10 protein-coding genes are annotated in these 14,625 nt (G+C 70.1%); 7 read left to right on the top strand and 3 right to left on the bottom strand.

Annotation, left to right across the window (positions count from 1 at the left end; all coding sequences use genetic code 11):
- Positions 1 to 43: 43 nt before the first annotated feature.
- Complete coding sequence (locus tag G4D86_RS39695) at positions 44 to 2,641, top strand: ABC transporter permease (protein WP_163999505.1); 2,598 nt, start codon at positions 44 to 46, stop codon at positions 2,639 to 2,641.
- A gap of 21 nt (positions 2,642 to 2,662) precedes the next feature.
- Here G4D86_RS39695 and G4D86_RS39700 read toward each other — a convergent pair whose 3' ends face one another.
- Positions 2,663 to 3,484, bottom strand: a complete 822-nt coding sequence (locus G4D86_RS39700) for an alpha/beta fold hydrolase (protein ID WP_163999506.1) — start codon at positions 3,482 to 3,484, stop codon at positions 2,663 to 2,665.
- Positions 3,485 to 3,599: 115 nt separating this feature from the next.
- Here G4D86_RS39700 and G4D86_RS39705 point away from each other — a divergent pair, with 115 nt between their 5' ends.
- From G4D86_RS39705 to G4D86_RS39715, 3 genes are all read left to right on the top strand, one after another.
- Positions 3,600 to 5,051: a tectonin domain-containing protein gene (locus tag G4D86_RS39705; RefSeq protein ID WP_163999507.1), complete on the top strand. Its 1,452-nt coding sequence runs from the start codon at positions 3,600 to 3,602 to the stop codon at positions 5,049 to 5,051.
- A 303-nt stretch (positions 5,052 to 5,354) separates the two neighbouring features.
- Positions 5,355 to 5,810 (top strand): hypothetical protein, encoded by a 456-nt coding sequence (locus tag G4D86_RS39710; protein ID WP_163999508.1) that lies wholly within the window; start codon positions 5,355 to 5,357, stop codon positions 5,808 to 5,810.
- A 29-nt stretch (positions 5,811 to 5,839) separates the two neighbouring features.
- Complete coding sequence (locus tag G4D86_RS39715) at positions 5,840 to 6,352, top strand: hypothetical protein (RefSeq protein ID WP_163999509.1); 513 nt, start codon at positions 5,840 to 5,842, stop codon at positions 6,350 to 6,352.
- A gap of 21 nt (positions 6,353 to 6,373) precedes the next feature.
- Here the strand turns inward: G4D86_RS39715 and G4D86_RS39720 are convergent, their stop codons facing one another.
- Positions 6,374 to 7,285: a LysR family transcriptional regulator gene (locus G4D86_RS39720; protein WP_163999510.1), complete on the bottom strand. Its 912-nt coding sequence runs from the start codon at positions 7,283 to 7,285 to the stop codon at positions 6,374 to 6,376.
- A gap of 132 nt (positions 7,286 to 7,417) precedes the next feature.
- Here G4D86_RS39720 and G4D86_RS39725 point away from each other — a divergent pair, with 132 nt between their 5' ends.
- Positions 7,418 to 8,182, top strand: a complete 765-nt coding sequence (locus tag G4D86_RS39725) for an SDR family oxidoreductase (protein ID WP_163999511.1) — start codon at positions 7,418 to 7,420, stop codon at positions 8,180 to 8,182.
- 27 nt (positions 8,183 to 8,209) lie between these two features.
- On the opposite strand, the gene G4D86_RS39730 is transcribed toward G4D86_RS39725, so the two are convergent.
- Positions 8,210 to 9,928 carry a hypothetical protein gene (locus G4D86_RS39730; RefSeq protein WP_163999512.1) on the bottom strand — a complete coding sequence of 573 codons (1,719 nt, stop codon included), beginning with the start codon at positions 9,926 to 9,928 and terminating at the stop codon, positions 8,210 to 8,212.
- 147 nt (positions 9,929 to 10,075) lie between these two features.
- Here G4D86_RS39730 and G4D86_RS39735 point away from each other — a divergent pair, with 147 nt between their 5' ends.
- Both G4D86_RS39735 and G4D86_RS39740 read left to right on the top strand, forming a co-directional pair.
- Positions 10,076 to 12,688: an endonuclease/exonuclease/phosphatase family protein gene (locus tag G4D86_RS39735; protein WP_163999513.1), complete on the top strand. Its 2,613-nt coding sequence runs from the start codon at positions 10,076 to 10,078 to the stop codon at positions 12,686 to 12,688.
- Between the two features lie 56 nt (positions 12,689 to 12,744).
- A complete protein-coding gene (locus tag G4D86_RS39740) occupies positions 12,745 to 14,559 on the top strand; it encodes a hypothetical protein (RefSeq protein WP_163999514.1) in 1,815 nt (604 codons plus the stop codon).
- The last annotated feature ends 66 nt before the right edge of the window (positions 14,560 to 14,625 follow it).

Genomic DNA, 14,625 nt, shown 5'->3' on the forward strand with positions numbered 1-14,625 from the left:
CGGGCCGCATGGGCGGCGCTGGACGTGGCCATGGCGGAGCCGCATGGAGCTGCAGTCCGACGTGGACGAGGAGATTTCCTTCCACCTGGACATGCGCACCGAGGCGCTGATGCGCGGAGGACTTGCGGAAGCCGAGGCGCGCGAGCGCGCGCTGCGCGAGTTCGGCGACGTAGGCGAGCTGCGCGAGGCCCTGGGCGCGCACGACGCTCGGGCACAGGCGCGCCGCCGCGTGTTCGCGTGGCTGGATGCGCTCACGCAGGACCTGCGCTTCGGGGTGCGCACGCTGTGGCGGAGCCCCGGCTTCACGCTGGTGGCGGTGCTCACCGTGGCGCTCGGCGTGGGTGCGAACACCGCCCTCTTTGGCGCCGTGCACGCGGTGCTGCTGCGCCCGCTGCCCTACGCCGAGCCGGACCGGCTCGTCGCCGTGGCGATGACGCCGGAGACGAGCGCCTCCCAGGCGACGCTGCTCTTCCTGCGCGGGCGCACCCGTACGCTCACGGACGTCGCGGGCTACTTCCGGCGGACCGTCACCTTCACCGGAAGCGGAGAGCCCGAGGTGCTCAGCGGCGCCTTCGCGAGCGCCGAGCTCTTCTCCGCGCTGGGCGTGGCGCCCGGGCCAGGCCGCGCGCTGCAAGCCGCCGACAACCAACCAGGAGCCGAGCGGGTGGCGGTGCTGGGCCATGGCCTGTGGCTGCGACGCTTCGGAGGGGACCCGGGCGTGGTGGGTCGCACCGTCACGCTGGATGGCATGCCCTTCGTGGTGGTGGGAGTGATGCCTCGGGGCTTCTCCTTTCCCGGGGATGACGTGGAGCTGTGGCTTCCCCTGCGGCTGGACCCGACGTCGGGCGACAGCGACATCGGCTACCTCACGCTCCTGGCGCGGCTCGCGACAGGCACCGGGATGACAGAGGCGAGCGCGGAGCTGCGCACGCTGGGCACCGCCCTGCGCGCCGAGCGTCCCGACGTCTACCCCCAGGGCTTTGGTGACCTGTCGCGTGTGAGGCCGCTGCGAGACGTGCTGGTGGGGGAGGTGGGCCCCGCGCTGCTGCTCCTGCTGGGCGCGGTGGGCTGCGTGCTGCTCATCGCGTGCGCGAATGTGGCCGGGCTGTTGCTCGCCCGGGTGACGGGCCGGCGCGCGGAGCTGGCGGTGCGCGCGGCGCTGGGCGCGGGGGCCGGACGGCTCGCGCGCCAGATGCTCACCGAGAGCGTGCTGCTCGGGCTCCTGGGTGGGCTCGCGGGCCTGGTGCTCGCGCGCTGGGGAGCGGATGCGGTGGGCGCGGCGCTGCCGGGGACGCTGCCGGATGCAGGGCGGGTGGGACTGGACGGGCCCGTGCTCGCCTTCGGCCTGGTCCTGTCGCTGGGGGTGGGGCTGCTCTTCGGGCTCGCGCCCGCGTGGCGAGTCGCGCGCGGAGACCCGCACGCGGCCCTGCGGGCGGGCGGCACTGGCGGGCTGGGGCGCGGGCAGCGACGGCTGCTCGGAGGACTCGTGGCGGGGGAGGTGGCGCTGGCGCTGATGCTCATGGTGGGCGCCTCGCTGATGCTTCAGACGGTGTGGAAGCTGCGGCGGGTGGACGCGGGCTTCACCACCGAGCGGGTGCTCACCCTTCGCGTGGAGCTGCCGGACGCCAGCTATGGAGACGGAGGCCGAGGCGCAGGCTTCTTCCGCGAGGCGCTCGAGCGCGTGCGAGCGCTGCCGGGCGTCGAGTCCGTGGGCGCCATCAACCGGCTGCCGCTGGAGAGCGCCAACGTCGGCGTCACGCTGCGCATCGAGGGCCGGCCGACGCCGCTGGACGGCTCGGCGGAGGTGGACCGGCGCGTCGTCACCTCCGACTACTTCGACACGCTGCGGGTGCCGCTGCTGCGCGGAAGGGTGCCGGATGCGAGCGACGCGAGGAGCGAGGTCCGCGTCGCCCTCGTCAACGAGGCGCTGGCGCGGCGGTTCTTCCCTGGAGAGGACGCGCTTGGCCACCGCGTCTGGACGGACTTCGAGGGAGAGGGAGGCTGGACGACCATCGTCGGGGTGGTGGGCGACACGCGCAACGAGGCGCTGGGCGCCGCGCCGCGCCCGCAGTTCTACCGGCCGCACGTCCAGATCCCGGCCATCGGCATGACGCTGGTGGTGCGCACCCGAGGCGAGCCGCTGGGGCTGGCGCGCGCGGTGCGGGAGGCTCTCTGGGCGATGGACCCGGACGTGCCCGTGGACCATGTGCGCACGCTTGAGCAGGTGGCCGAGGGCTCCATCGCCACGCCTCGGCTGGTGCTCTCGCTGCTGGTGCTCTTCGCGCTGCTAGCGTTGGTGCTGGGGGCGGTGGGGCTCTATGGGGTGATGAGCTACGCGGTGGGGCAGCGCACGTACGAGTTCGGTGTGCGGCTCGCGCTCGGGGCGAGTGGCGCGGACGTGTTGCGGCAGGTGGCGGGAGAGGGCCTGGTGCTCGCGGGGACGGGTATCGCTGCCGGGCTGGTGCTCGGCGTCGCTGCGGGCCGCGTGCTGTCAGGGCTCGTCTTCGGGGTGGGCACCACGGACCCGCTCACGCTGTTCGGAGCGTCGCTGGTGCTCGCCACGGTGGCGCTGCTCGCGAGCCTCGTGCCCGCGTGGCGCGCGGCGCGAGTGGACCCGGGACGAGTGCTGCGTGGGATGTGAGGCTTCTGCGCCCGGGCCTCCTCAGGAGTCCAGTCGATCGAGCAGCTCGCGAATCAGTATCTCGAAGACACGCGGTTGCTCCAGGTTGGGCAGATGCGCGCAGCCCGACATCATGCGTAGGTCCGCACCCGGGATGCTGCGTGCCAGCAGTGCGCAGCGCTCCTGTAGGTGCGGCACGTCGAGGTCGCCGCACACCACCCGCGTCGGCACGCGCAGTTCGCCGAGCCGCGGCAGTGCAGATGGAGGCACGCGCTCCTCTCCGGGAGAGTGTGCGCGCAACGCCACGCCGTTCATCTCCAGGAAGAGCGCCCGCGCCGCGCCGCCCACCCGACCCTCGGGACCCTGCGGCCCGTCCAGCCACAGGTGCGCCTCCAGTGCATTGACGCGCTCCACCTCTCCCCGGGCCTCCGCCTCCTCGATGCTCGCGTAGAGGCGCGCCACAGAGGGCGCGGGCGTGGCGGGAGCAGCTGCGCCACTCACCGCGGGCGCGACGAGCACGAGACCCCGCACCCGCTCCGGATGCGCCAGCGTGAAGTCGAGCGCCACGCGTCCACCCTGCGAGCACCCCACCAGCACCGCCTGCCGCTCGCCCAGCGCGTCGAGTACCGCGCGGAGGTCGTCCACGTGGCTGAAGGACTCGGCCACCCCGTGGCTCTCCCCGAAGCCGCGCCGGTCATACGCGAGCGCATGGTGCGTGGGCGCGAAGGCCGCGAGCTCGGCGCGCCACATCCTCCGGTCCGCCACTCCCGCGTGCAGGAACACCAGCGCCGGCCCCCGCCCCGCGTGCTCTCCCGCGAGGCGCGTCTGCCCCTGTGCGACCTCGAACCGCTCATGCGCAGTCATGGGGCCAGCATATGCGGCCGGCGCTCGGCGCTCCGTCACCCGGCTGCTGGCACGCGACGTGCTTTGGGGCGGTGCCGACGTAATCACCCCCGCAGCATGAGAGGACCTGAAACCCATGAGCCGTCACTCGAAACTCACGAACCTCGCGGCGCTCGCCGTGGGATTGCTGGTGCTCGCGGCCGCCCCGCGCGCCGAGGCGCAGCTGACGCCCACCGTCGCACAGGTGCCGGCGAGTGCGCCGCCTGCCATCCCCCCCGGAATGAAGGTGACGTGTACGCCGGGACCCGGCACCGGGGCCGCGGCCGTCAACTGTCCCGTGCTCAAGTGGCACGGCTACACCTACTGGGCCTTCAGCTATGGCGACAATCGCGTTGCGATGGGCATCGTCGTCTATGACGCCGCCGGCAAGGCCGTGGCGCAGTGGGAGAAGCCCGGCTCCCGCTACGTGTACGCCATCACCGTCGACACCGCCGGCAAGAACGTGACGTTCGCCGGTCAGTCGGACGCGAAGATCACCATGACGTGGGATGCGCTGTTCCCGCCCCCCGTCGTCGTGCAGGTCCCGGCCAACGCGCCGCCCGCCGTTCCCGCGGGCATGAAGGTGACGTGCACGCAGGGGCCCGGCACCGGCGCCGCGGCCGCCACCTGCCCCGTGGTCAAGTGGGGCGGCTACACCTACTGGGCCTTCAGCTACATCGACAACCGCGTGGCCATGGCCATCGTCGCCTATGACGCCGCCGGCAAGGTCGTCGCGCAGTGGGAGAAGCCCGGCTCCCGCTACGTGTACGCCATCACCGTGGACTCCACCGGCAGGAACGTGGTGTTCGCCGGCCAGTCGGACGCGAAGCTGACCCTGAAGTGGAGCGACCTGTTCCCGCCGGCCCCGCTGCCCGTCACGCCGCGCTGGGACCTGGTTGCGGGGCCCGTGGGCGCCACGCTCAAGCAGGTCTCCGTGGGCAACGCCAACGCCGTCTGGGGGCTGGATACCCAGGGGTTCCCCTGGAAGTGGAACGGCTCGGCCTGGGAGAAGAAGGCCGGCACCGTCAGCACCCTCGCCGTCACCGCCGACGGCACCGTGTGGGCCACCAACCCTCCCGACTCCCTGCGAGTGCTGAAGCTGGACGTCGCCAACAACAAGTGGACCTGGAACATCCCCACCGGGATGAAGCAGGTGTCCGCCGTCAATGCCGCCACCGCCTGGGGCCTCGACAACGGTGGCTCCCACTACCTGCTGAACGGCGCCACCTGGGAGAAGAAGGGCTGCTGCGTCAGCCAGATTTCCATCGGCTCCGATGGCGAGCTGTGGGCCACCAATCCCCCGGACTCCAACCGCGTCCTCCGCTGGGACGGCAGCAAGTGGACCTGGAACATCCCCGCGGGGATGACCTACGTGTCCGTGGGCAACGCGAAGAACATCTGGGCCCTGAACGGCTCGGACCAGATCTTCAAGTGGACCGGCTCGGCCTGGCAGTCCATGCCCGGCGCGCTGCGGAACATCTCCGTGGCCGGTGATGGCACCGTATGGGGCATCAACGCCACGGGCATGGTCTACAAGTGGGTCCCGTAGTCGCGAGCGCGTAGGCGGCGACCTGACGTGTCAGCCTGCTCGCTGACACGTCAGGGAGGAGTTGCTCCTCCTCCTGTTCCGGCAGGAAGAACTGCTCGCCAAAGGCGTCGCCCACGAAGAGGCCGAGCAGGGAGAGTGCCGCGCGCTCGCGGGGGGAAGGAGCGAGGTCCATCGAGGGACGGACTCTACCGTCGCGCGCGTCTGACAGCCGGGTGCGGACCTACCCTTTGCGCATTCGCTGTCTCCGGCGGAAGCTCACCGCGTCGCTTTGTCATGGGCCGCGAGGGTGGAGAGGACGTGGGCATGAGCCAGCTCGAGCTGAGATTCGGCCCGCCACATCACGGCTGGCTGCATGTGGAGCTTGCCGACCGCGAGCGTAGCGTGTTGCTCGATGTGTCGGACGTGCCGGGCGACTCGCTCGCGATGCTGGCGGTGGCGGCTCTGGACCTCGTCGCCGGGCGGCGAGAAGCCCGCGTGGTGTGGTTCCTGGAGCCGAGCGAGGCCATCTGGGACTTCCAGCGTGAAGGCGACCAGGTCGCGGTGCGGGCCACCACTCAGGGCGCGGCGTCCGTGCTCCTGGAGGGAGGCACCGCTGAAGAACTCGCGCTCGTCATCTGGCGAGCGCTTCGGCGTCTCGAAACAGACCCGGCATGGAGCGCCGTGAGCGATGGCCGCGTCTGGTCACACCCTTTTCCGCACCGGGAAGTGGCTCAGCTGGGAGCCGCGCTCGGCCGCGCGTCAGCGCCTCAACGGTCCTGAGTCGGACCCCCAAGCAAGGGAGCACCTCCATGCAACGCAAGGTCGTAGGTCTCGTCGCCGTGGCAGCACTCGTGTCCCTGGGCTTCCGTGACAGCCCGGGCCCGGAGAAGGCGGGTGGAATCTCCTTCGACCTGGACGCCGCGAAGAAGCACTTCATCCCGATGGACGTGGCGGCGGGCTACACCCGCCACTTCCGTGAGACGCGGGATGCACTCCATGGACAGCATCCGGGAATGAAGGCGCGGCTCGCGCTCGAACAGTCGGAGAGCTTCAACCGCGACGCCATCGCCGCGCTGCTCAACGCGAAGGACGCCAGCGGCAATCCGGCGGCCGGCGTGCGCATCTATCAGGGGTTGGATGCGGCGGGGCAGACCCGTCTGGTGCTGGTGCCCTACGACGCGCGCGGCAACGACATCCTCACGAAGCTCTCGTCGCCAGGGGGCGCCGCCGTGACGGGCGTTTCCGCGGAGGCCGTGGAAGATGGCATCCGGTGTCCGCCCTATTGCGGCCCAGAAGACGAGAGCCCTCTCAGCGCGGATTGAGCCCGCGCTTCCGCCAACGAGTCATGCCCTGTCCCACGAAGGAGTGCCTCGGAACTGCGCGGCGAGGAAGTCGATCATCAGGCGAACCTTGGCACTGAGGTGTCGGCGGCTGGGATAGACGGCGAGGATGTCGATGTCCGGGAGCGCGTAGTCCGGCAGCACGCGCACCAGGCGTCCGGCACGCAGGTCCTCGCCAATCAGGAAGGTGGGCTGCCAGATGAGCCCACGGCCCGCGAGCGCGGCGGCCCGGACGGTGTCGCCATTGTTCGCCTGCATCACGCTGCGCATGCGCACGACGCGCGTATTGCCGGCGGCGTCGGTGAGCGGCCACTCCTCCGCCATCGACGAGTTGCTGTAGGCGATGCAGACATGCGCGGCCAGGTCCTCCAGGCGCTTGGGCCTTCCATGGCGCGTCAGATAGGCGGGAGCGGCGCAGACCACGTTGCGCGACGTGGAGAGCCGGCGCGTGACCTGGCTGGCGGCGGCGCCTCCGCGTGAGATGCGGATGGCGAGGTCGTAGCCCTCCTCGACGAGGTCGACCACCCGGTCGGACAGGGAGACGTCCAGCTCGACGTCGGGATGCAGCGCCATGAAGCGGGGCCAGAGCGGCGCGAGGTGGAGGATGCCGAAGCTCAGCGGCGCGTTGAGCCGCAGCCTGCCGCGCGCCTGGACGGTGCTCGCGGAGGCCAGCGCCTCGGCCTCGGCCACGTCGTCAAGGATGCCGCGCACGCGCTCGTGAAGCGCCTGGCCGCTCTCTGTGAGCGACAGGCGGCGCGACGTGCGGTGGAGCAGGCGGGTGCCGAGATGGCGCTCCAATTCGTTGACGTAGCGGGTGACGTTGGCGGCGGAGGTGTCCAGTGCGTCCGCCGCGCGGGTGAAGCTGCCTCGCTGGACCACCGTGGCGAAGACCTCGAAGGCACGCAGTCGGTCCATGCGCGGGCTCCAATCATTCAGGAAAGCTGAATGAGCAAAGCAGGTTCAGTGCCTTTCTCCAACAGATGCTGAGGAATACATCTCTCCCATCGGCCCGGGCATCTCGCCTCGGGCCTCGACGGGAGCAGGCACATGGAACGGCTGAACGGGAAGGTCGCAATCATCACGGGCGCGAGCGCGGGAATCGGACGGGCCACGGCGAAGCTGTTCGCGGCCGAGGGCGCGAAGCTGGTGGTGGGGGCGCGGCGCAAGGAGGAGCTGGACACCCTGGTCGCGGAGATTGCCGCGGCCGGAGGCGAGGCCGTCGCACTCGCCGGGGACGTCCGCTCGGAGGACTACGCCCGCGCGCTCGTGGCGCTCGCGCTCCAGCGGTTCGACAAGCTGGACATCGCCTTCAACAACGCCGGCATCATCGGCGAGGGCGGGCCCAGCACCGAGGTCTCCGAGAAGGGCTTCAGCGACGCGCTCGCGGTGAACCTGACCGCCGCCTTCCTGGGCGCCAAGCACCAGCTCGGGCCGATGGTGAAGCAGGGCGCGGGCTCCATCATCTTCACCTCGACGTTCGTCGGGTACAGCTTCGCCTTCCCCGGCACGGCCGCGTACTCCGCCAGCAAGTCCGGGCTGATTGGCCTGACGCAGGCGCTGGCCGCCGAGTACGGACCGCGCGGCGTGCGGGTGAACGCGGTGCTGCCGGGCGCGGTCGAGACGCCGATGTACCAGGCGGTGAACGCCACGCCCGAGGCGAAGACGTTCGTCACCGGGCTGCACGCGCTGAAGCGGGTGGGCACGCCCGAGGAGCTGGCCCGGGCGGTGCTGTTCCTGGCCTCCGACGACGCCTCCTTCGTCACGGGCACGGCGACGCTGGTGGACGGCGGTGTGTCGATTACCCGGACGTGACGTGGGGGCCCGCCTCGGGACGCGGCGCTACTGCCGGCAGGACGGCGTGGAGACGCAGTTGCAACCGTTGGACTGGCCCGCCTGCAAGTCCCTCAGCTTCTCGTCGTAGCAGGCGAGGACGGAATGGTCACAGACGCCGAAGCCGCCCGGGAGCTCGGCGAAGTGGCTGTTCATGGCCACCGCGTTGTCGAGCGCGAGGTACAGGTCCGAGCAGCTCGAGTTGAGGTTCTGCCAGTTCTCCGTCTGCACGCCCCGGGGCCCGCTGTAGTCGCGGAGGTAGCAGAAGTAGCTGGTCAGCCCCGTCGCGCCACCCGTGCACCGGTCTGTGGCCACCTCGCCGATGCCGTTGTTCTGTACCTCCAGCAGCAGCTCGCCGCCGAAGGTGAGCTTCGGCTTCGCATGATTCTCCAGCAGCTCGCGCACGCCCCAGGGGGAGGCGTTGGACCAGACCTGGGTGCGGCACTGGTCGGACGGGCTGCTCACGGTGCAGCCCGGCTGCACGACGTCCCACTTGTTGATGGCGAGCGCCGTGCGGCGCGACGTGCCGAAGACCTCACGGTGCACGTCGATGGCGCGCATGTGGCAGTCCAGGTCCGTCTGGTGGGACAGGCCGGCGTTCGCCAGCCGCTGGTGGGTGTAGCCCTTCTGCTGTGCCCGGTAGAAGGGCTCGGCGTACGCCGTCATGCAGGCGGAGTCGACGACGGTGCTGACGAGCTGGTCCAGCGTCCTGCCTCCGTACAGCGTGGAGTTCGTCAGCAGCTCGTCCTGGAGCGCGCTCATCAGCTCCCGGTACTGGGCCATGTATGCCTGCGACCAGAAGAACGGCACGCAGTTCGCGCCCGCCGGGTAGTAGCCGCCCACGCCCCCTTGTGTGGACACGGAGCAGTCGACGGCCGCGCCCTCGGACGTCGCCGGAGCATTGACGTACTGAGGCCCCGCGCCGTCGTTCGCACGCTTCACGAAAGCAGGAGCGGCGATGCCCGCCATGATGCGGAGCTTCACGTTGGTCACCCCCGTCCCCGTGGTGACGCTGGAGATGGCCTGCCGCAGCGGCTGCCAGTTGAAGACCTGGTCCGAGGTCTCCAGGTCCGCCCAGTCCAGCATGACGATGGCGCTGGAGACGTAGGTGGCGCTCGTCGGCGGAACGCCGGAGCGGGTCATCGTCCCCGCGACGGCGGCCGGAGGCTGGCGGTACACGAGGTTGACGGAGAGCCGCGCGAGCTTCACGGCGCCCGAGGTGTTGGTGAGCGTCACCTTCACGCGCAGTGGGCTCAGCTCCGTCAGCGTGCGCGACGTGGCGACATTGCTTGAGTAGTCCGCCGTCGTCGTAACGCCGGCGAGCGTCTGGGTGACGGTGCCGAGCTGCGTGGCACCGTCGAGGACGTCGAACCGGAGCGTGCCCGAGGCGGAGGTGGTTCCCACGTTGCCCGTCCGGGCGATGATGTCCACCCGGCTCAGCGTGCCCGCGGGCGCGGCGGGGAAGCCGAAGGTGATGTTGCCCGTGGTGAAGCCGCTCTTGGCGCGCACGAAGCTCTGGTCGGATGCATCGATGACCTTCGCGTAGAGGTCCGCCGTGGTGCCGTCTCCCGCCGTGACGTTGGAGATGGCCACGTCCGACGCCGGGCTGAGCGGCGCATCCGCGATGAGGGTGGAAGTGACCTGCGCCGTCTCCTCGCTCGGAGACGTCGTGCCGCCACATCCCAGAAGGGCGAGCAGGGGAAGGAGCCGGAAGGGAGCGTGCGTCATGCAGTGACGTCCAGGAGTCAGGGGGAGGGGAAGATTTCCAGCCCGCGTCGTTGGGCCCTCATGAGTCTACCTGTCTCTTCTCTCCGCGCATGGCTGGGCGCCCTGACGCTCGGCTGCTGCTCTCTCTGGGCCCTGCCAGTGCGTGCCATGTGCACGACGCAGGTAGGTGCCTCGCTGCGCATCAAGACCTGGAACCTCAACCTCCAGGTGGCGCCCAACAACACGGAGCTCAACTACGGCAGGTCTCACGTGGACCGGGCCAAGGACATCGCGCTGCAAATCCTGGCCGAGGACCCGGACGTCGTGGTGCTCAACGAGGCCAACGACGACTCCGCGCGCGACGTGCTGGTGAAGGAGCTGTTCACCCGCTACCCGCACTACATCTACACGCTGGACGAACACGACACCGACAACGACAGCGGACTGATGCTCTTCTCCAAGTACGGCTTCGCCGCGCTGGACAAGACCATCAACGACGAGGGCTTCCAGGAGACGTGGCACGACGGCTTCTACGACGAGAACATCGCGAGCTGGGACATCTACACCAGCGACAACACCAACGGCGCGGACGCCTGGGCCAACAAGGGCTTCGCGCTGGTGCGCATCCTCAACGAGTGTGACGGCTCGCTGCCCTTCAACGTCGGCTTCACCCACATGCAGTCCAGCCTGCCGGACACGGAGGCGTGGCGCTGGTTCGAGGACTTCGACGACCGCCGGGGCCAGCTCCAGACGATGCGCAGCATCATCGAGGGCTCCATCAGCGCCTCCAAGCGCAACGTCCAGCCCATCTACGTCGTCGGCGACCTGAACATCAACGGCAGCCGCCACCACGAGAGCTCCAAACGCCCGCCCTTCGTCCCCGTCTGTGACTACGACGTCGTGGGCAACCTCTTCTGCACCGGGGACCCGGACCTGGACGCGGTGACGTGGAACCCGTACACGGAGTGGCAATACATCTTCCGCGACACCGGCAATGACCATGGTGGTTATTGGGCCTGCCAGAACAAGCCGTGCACATACGACGCTGGCTCCACCAGCGGCACCTTCTTCGTCGACAGCTGGGCGTATGAGACCTCGCCGCTGGACGTGGGGCAGACGCACTCGTCCTCCAACAACGGCGGCGCCACCGAGTTCACCGGCCCCACCGACGGCGAGCGGCTGGACTACATCCTCCACAACAAGACCGTCCCGGACAAAGCCAACCGCGAGCGCGAGTACTGCACCCAGCACCTCACCCGCGCGGTGCAGGGCAAGGAGTGGTCGGACCACGTCTCCATCACCATCGACGTGAACCGCGTCGCGCCCCGGTGCAGCCCGCACCCGCGCAAGGTGGACGACGCGAGCAACCCCACGCCGGGCGTCACCAGTCCGAATGGGCCGGAGCCGGTGGCGTTCAACCTCCAGGACCCCAACTCGCCGCTGGCCAAGACCGTCACCTTCACGGATGGCCTGCTCACCTTCCCCGGCAGCATGCAGTGGTACGTGCTGGACCAGGCGGAGCCCTTCCGCGTGACGATGACGGGCTCGCACGTGAGCTGGGCGGTGTATCAGGGCAGTGATTTGTCCCGGCCGCTGGCTCCCTTCGACGGCGAGTGCGAGGAGGTGAAGGAGACCCGCTCCTTCCAGTGCACCTATCCCGCGTCCAAGCCGCCGTACTTCGTGCGCGTCTTCGCGGTGGACACCCAGGCGGTGGACCCCGCCGCGAAGCCGGACCGCACGCTGGGGAACCTGCCGTACAAAATTGCCTTCCATCGCTTCGACTGCTCGTCCCCGGCGGAGGCCTGCCCGCTGGAGCCCGCGGTGGCCCTGACGCGCATCTGGCCCGAGCAGCTCCTCGGGGCGAACGACACCATGTACTTCAAGTTCGTCACCGAGCACGACCGGGGGAACCAGCCGCCCAAGATGACCTTCCATGTCCACACGGCGCTGTCTCCGGTTTCGACGGACCCGGTGGTGTTCAACCCGTCGCCCTTCAGCGCGGCGCTGGCGGACAAGAACAACGTCTTCATCTCGGGCGGCATCGCGTCCGTGGAGCCGTGGAGGAGCGCCCCGGGTGGCAGCGTGCTCGTCCATACCGCCGCGGCGGGGAAGCTGCCCGGCACCGCGAATCTCCTGCCGGAGAAGTACCTGCTGCGGGTGAAGCGCGACAGCGTGTACCAGACCAAGGCCCTCGACCTGAAGGTCTGGTTCGAGACGTCGCTGAGCTACTTCCACCCGCTGCAGCTCGCCTGCGAGGTCGAGGAGACCGACGCGGGAGGCGATGACATCTGGACCCGCTTCATCTTCGACGGGCCCGACGCGAGGTCCGACTGCCGCCAGTCCAGCAGCGCGGCGTACCCCGACTGCCTCTGGGTGTCCCGCTGGTACGACGGAGACGGGTCCGCGGATGAGGCGAACGAGATGTATGACGGCTCACTGCTGAACGAGGCGGGCACCGGCAACCCCGACCGGGCCCTGCCGCACGCGCTCACCGGCGCCTTCCAGAAGGCCGTGGTGCCCAACCTGTGGCAGGACGGCGAGGGGATTGGTGGCGAGCAGTACTTCCAGCCCAAGCCCAACGTGCTCCAGATTCCGGCGCTGTCCGTCTCACTCGCGGACAAGGACGCGGCCCCCGCCGGGAAGTACAGCTGGCGCGCGGACGACGACGAGTACTGGTACGACATGGTGTACCGCGTGAGTCACTCGCGGCCCGCCTGCCACGTGGGCCCGGATGACGGCTGCCCGTCCGGCACCTCCTGCAAGGCGGGGAAGTGCCAATGAGCCCTCCGCGCCGCTCTCCGCTCTCCGTCTCGCACTCTCGCGCTGTCCCCAATCCCATGCGAACCGTCCTGCCGTGGTGGGCCCTTGCCCTGTCGACGTTGCTCTCCCTCCAGGCCTCCGCCGCGACGCGGATGCCTGTCATCGACCGACGCGTGGAGCGCCCGGCCGCCATGGTCAACCAGCACGGGCAGATCTCCTGGCTGGAGCGCACCATCGTCTTCCCCGCGGGCACCAACGCCATCGAGTTCGACTACTTCGTGGACTCGGAAGCGGGGAAGGACTTCTTGCGCGTGTATGTGAATGACCTGGTCAATCCGGTGTGGTCGCTGTCCGGGCTGAACCGCCGGGGCCGCCAGCGGCTCAACGTGGCCGCCAGCGGCAGCGTGACGGTGCGCTTCGCCTACCAGAAGGACGCGGCTGGCACCGAGGGGACGGACACCGCCTGGGTGGACGACGTGGCGGCGTTCTCCTCGGGGGGCAAGGGCCGCTTCGAAATCCACCGCTTCGACGCGCTGACGACCACCGTCCCCACGGGCTGGGTGGCGGCGGGCTACGGCGGCGGTTGGCGGCCGAGCACTCCGCCCGTGCAGCAGAGCGCCGTGCGGCCGGTGGTGCAGCTGGGGCGGCATGGCACCACGTCGTTCATGGAGCGCACCGTCACGTGGAGCCCCATCCTGTGCAATCCCACCTGTCCGCCCTGGAAGGGCGCGCTGGAGTTCGACGCCTTCGTGGACTCGGAGGCGGGGGACAAGCTCAACGTCTACATCTACGACGCGGCCGCTCCGGCGCCGGGCGCGCCGGTGTGGTCGTCGTCCGGACGCAACCAGGCCCACCACCTCCGGCTGAACGTGGGCATGGGCACGAAGAAGGTGCGCTTCGAGTACGCCAAGGATGGCAGCGGCACCGCGGGCCTGGACACCGCGCGGGTGGACCGGGTGGTGGTGCGAGCGGGCACGGGCCGCGTGGTGGAGGAGCACGACTTCTCCGGACGTACCCCGGACACGTCGCCCATCCGCGTGGGCAGCGGCCCGGTGGAGTGGACGGGCGGAGGGACCTATGGCGGCTGGACGGTGGTGCGCGCCACGCCGAATACCGCCTATGTCCCCTCACAATCCGTGGGGCAGGCCTGGGCGGGGGATTGGGCCGTCTTCACGGAGCCGGTGATGGATGGCGTGGTGCGCGGCGCGGACCTGAAGAACGCCACGCGCTTCCAGGTGGTGGATTACGGCAACCCGGTGCACGCCCCCACCCAGGTGTCGCTGGTGCACTCGAAGGACACGGGCGCGCTGTACGCGTCGCTGAAGCTCGCGGGCAATGGCGCTGCCGCGGGCCTCGAAGGCGGCACGGTGACGCTGTGGCTGGATGATGGACGGCTCACCACGCTCCAAGGGCGGGGCTGCACGGCCAGCCCCGCGTCGCCGGGGCCGGAGGACCGGCGCATCCGCTTCAGCTACAGCATCCCCTCCGGAGGGACGGTGGCGACGGTGACTCCGCAGGACCAGGGGAAGGGGACGTGCGCGGGGACCTTCAACACGGCCCTCAGCCCAGAGCTGTGGGGCTGGGAGGCGCGTGTCTCCGAGCCCTCGAACGACCTGGGCACCGTGCATGTGGAGGTGCGCGTGCAGCTCCCTCCGGGGGCGCTCACCGAGCAGCGGGTGGGCCTGGGGCTGAAGCACGAGCCCACGTTTCCGGGCGGCGCGCTCGTTCGCCTGCCCTTTGGCGACGACGGCGTGGGGCCCAGCGAGGGGGATGTGCGGAGCTGGGAGACGGTCAGCCTCGCATACACGGAGGGCGTCCCCGAGCTGTCCGAGAACCCCTATCCGGCCTGCTGCTACCCGTACCCGAGCCGGCCCGGCATGGCCGGGTGGTAGAGCCGCCACCGGGACCCCTGGGGCCCGCCCCACCGCGTGCGCGACGATGGCGCGCGGACGTGCTAC

The sequence above is a fragment of the Pyxidicoccus caerfyrddinensis genome, assembly GCF_010894405.1.
GTDB lineage: Bacteria > Myxococcota > Myxococcia > Myxococcales > Myxococcaceae > Myxococcus > Myxococcus caerfyrddinensis.

Bases quoted from the DNA above. Each gene is read 5' to 3' on its own strand.
- G4D86_RS39695 (WP_163999505.1), top strand. From the start codon at position 44: ATGGAGCTGCAGTCCGACGTGGACGAGGAGATTTCCTTCCACCTGGAC.
- G4D86_RS39700 (WP_163999506.1), bottom strand. From the start codon at position 3,484: ATGACTGCGCATGAGCGGTTCGAGGTCGCACAGGGGCAGACGCGCCTC.
- G4D86_RS39705 (WP_163999507.1), top strand. From the start codon at position 3,600: ATGAGCCGTCACTCGAAACTCACGAACCTCGCGGCGCTCGCCGTGGGA.
- G4D86_RS39710 (WP_163999508.1), top strand. From the start codon at position 5,355: ATGAGCCAGCTCGAGCTGAGATTCGGCCCGCCACATCACGGCTGGCTG.
- G4D86_RS39715 (WP_163999509.1), top strand. From the start codon at position 5,840: ATGCAACGCAAGGTCGTAGGTCTCGTCGCCGTGGCAGCACTCGTGTCC.
- G4D86_RS39720 (WP_163999510.1), bottom strand. From the start codon at position 7,285: ATGGACCGACTGCGTGCCTTCGAGGTCTTCGCCACGGTGGTCCAGCGA.
- G4D86_RS39725 (WP_163999511.1), top strand. From the start codon at position 7,418: ATGGAACGGCTGAACGGGAAGGTCGCAATCATCACGGGCGCGAGCGCG.
- G4D86_RS39730 (WP_163999512.1), bottom strand. From the start codon at position 9,928: ATGACGCACGCTCCCTTCCGGCTCCTTCCCCTGCTCGCCCTTCTGGGA.
- G4D86_RS39735 (WP_163999513.1), top strand. From the start codon at position 10,076: ATGTGCACGACGCAGGTAGGTGCCTCGCTGCGCATCAAGACCTGGAAC.
- G4D86_RS39740 (WP_163999514.1), top strand. From the start codon at position 12,745: ATGCGAACCGTCCTGCCGTGGTGGGCCCTTGCCCTGTCGACGTTGCTC.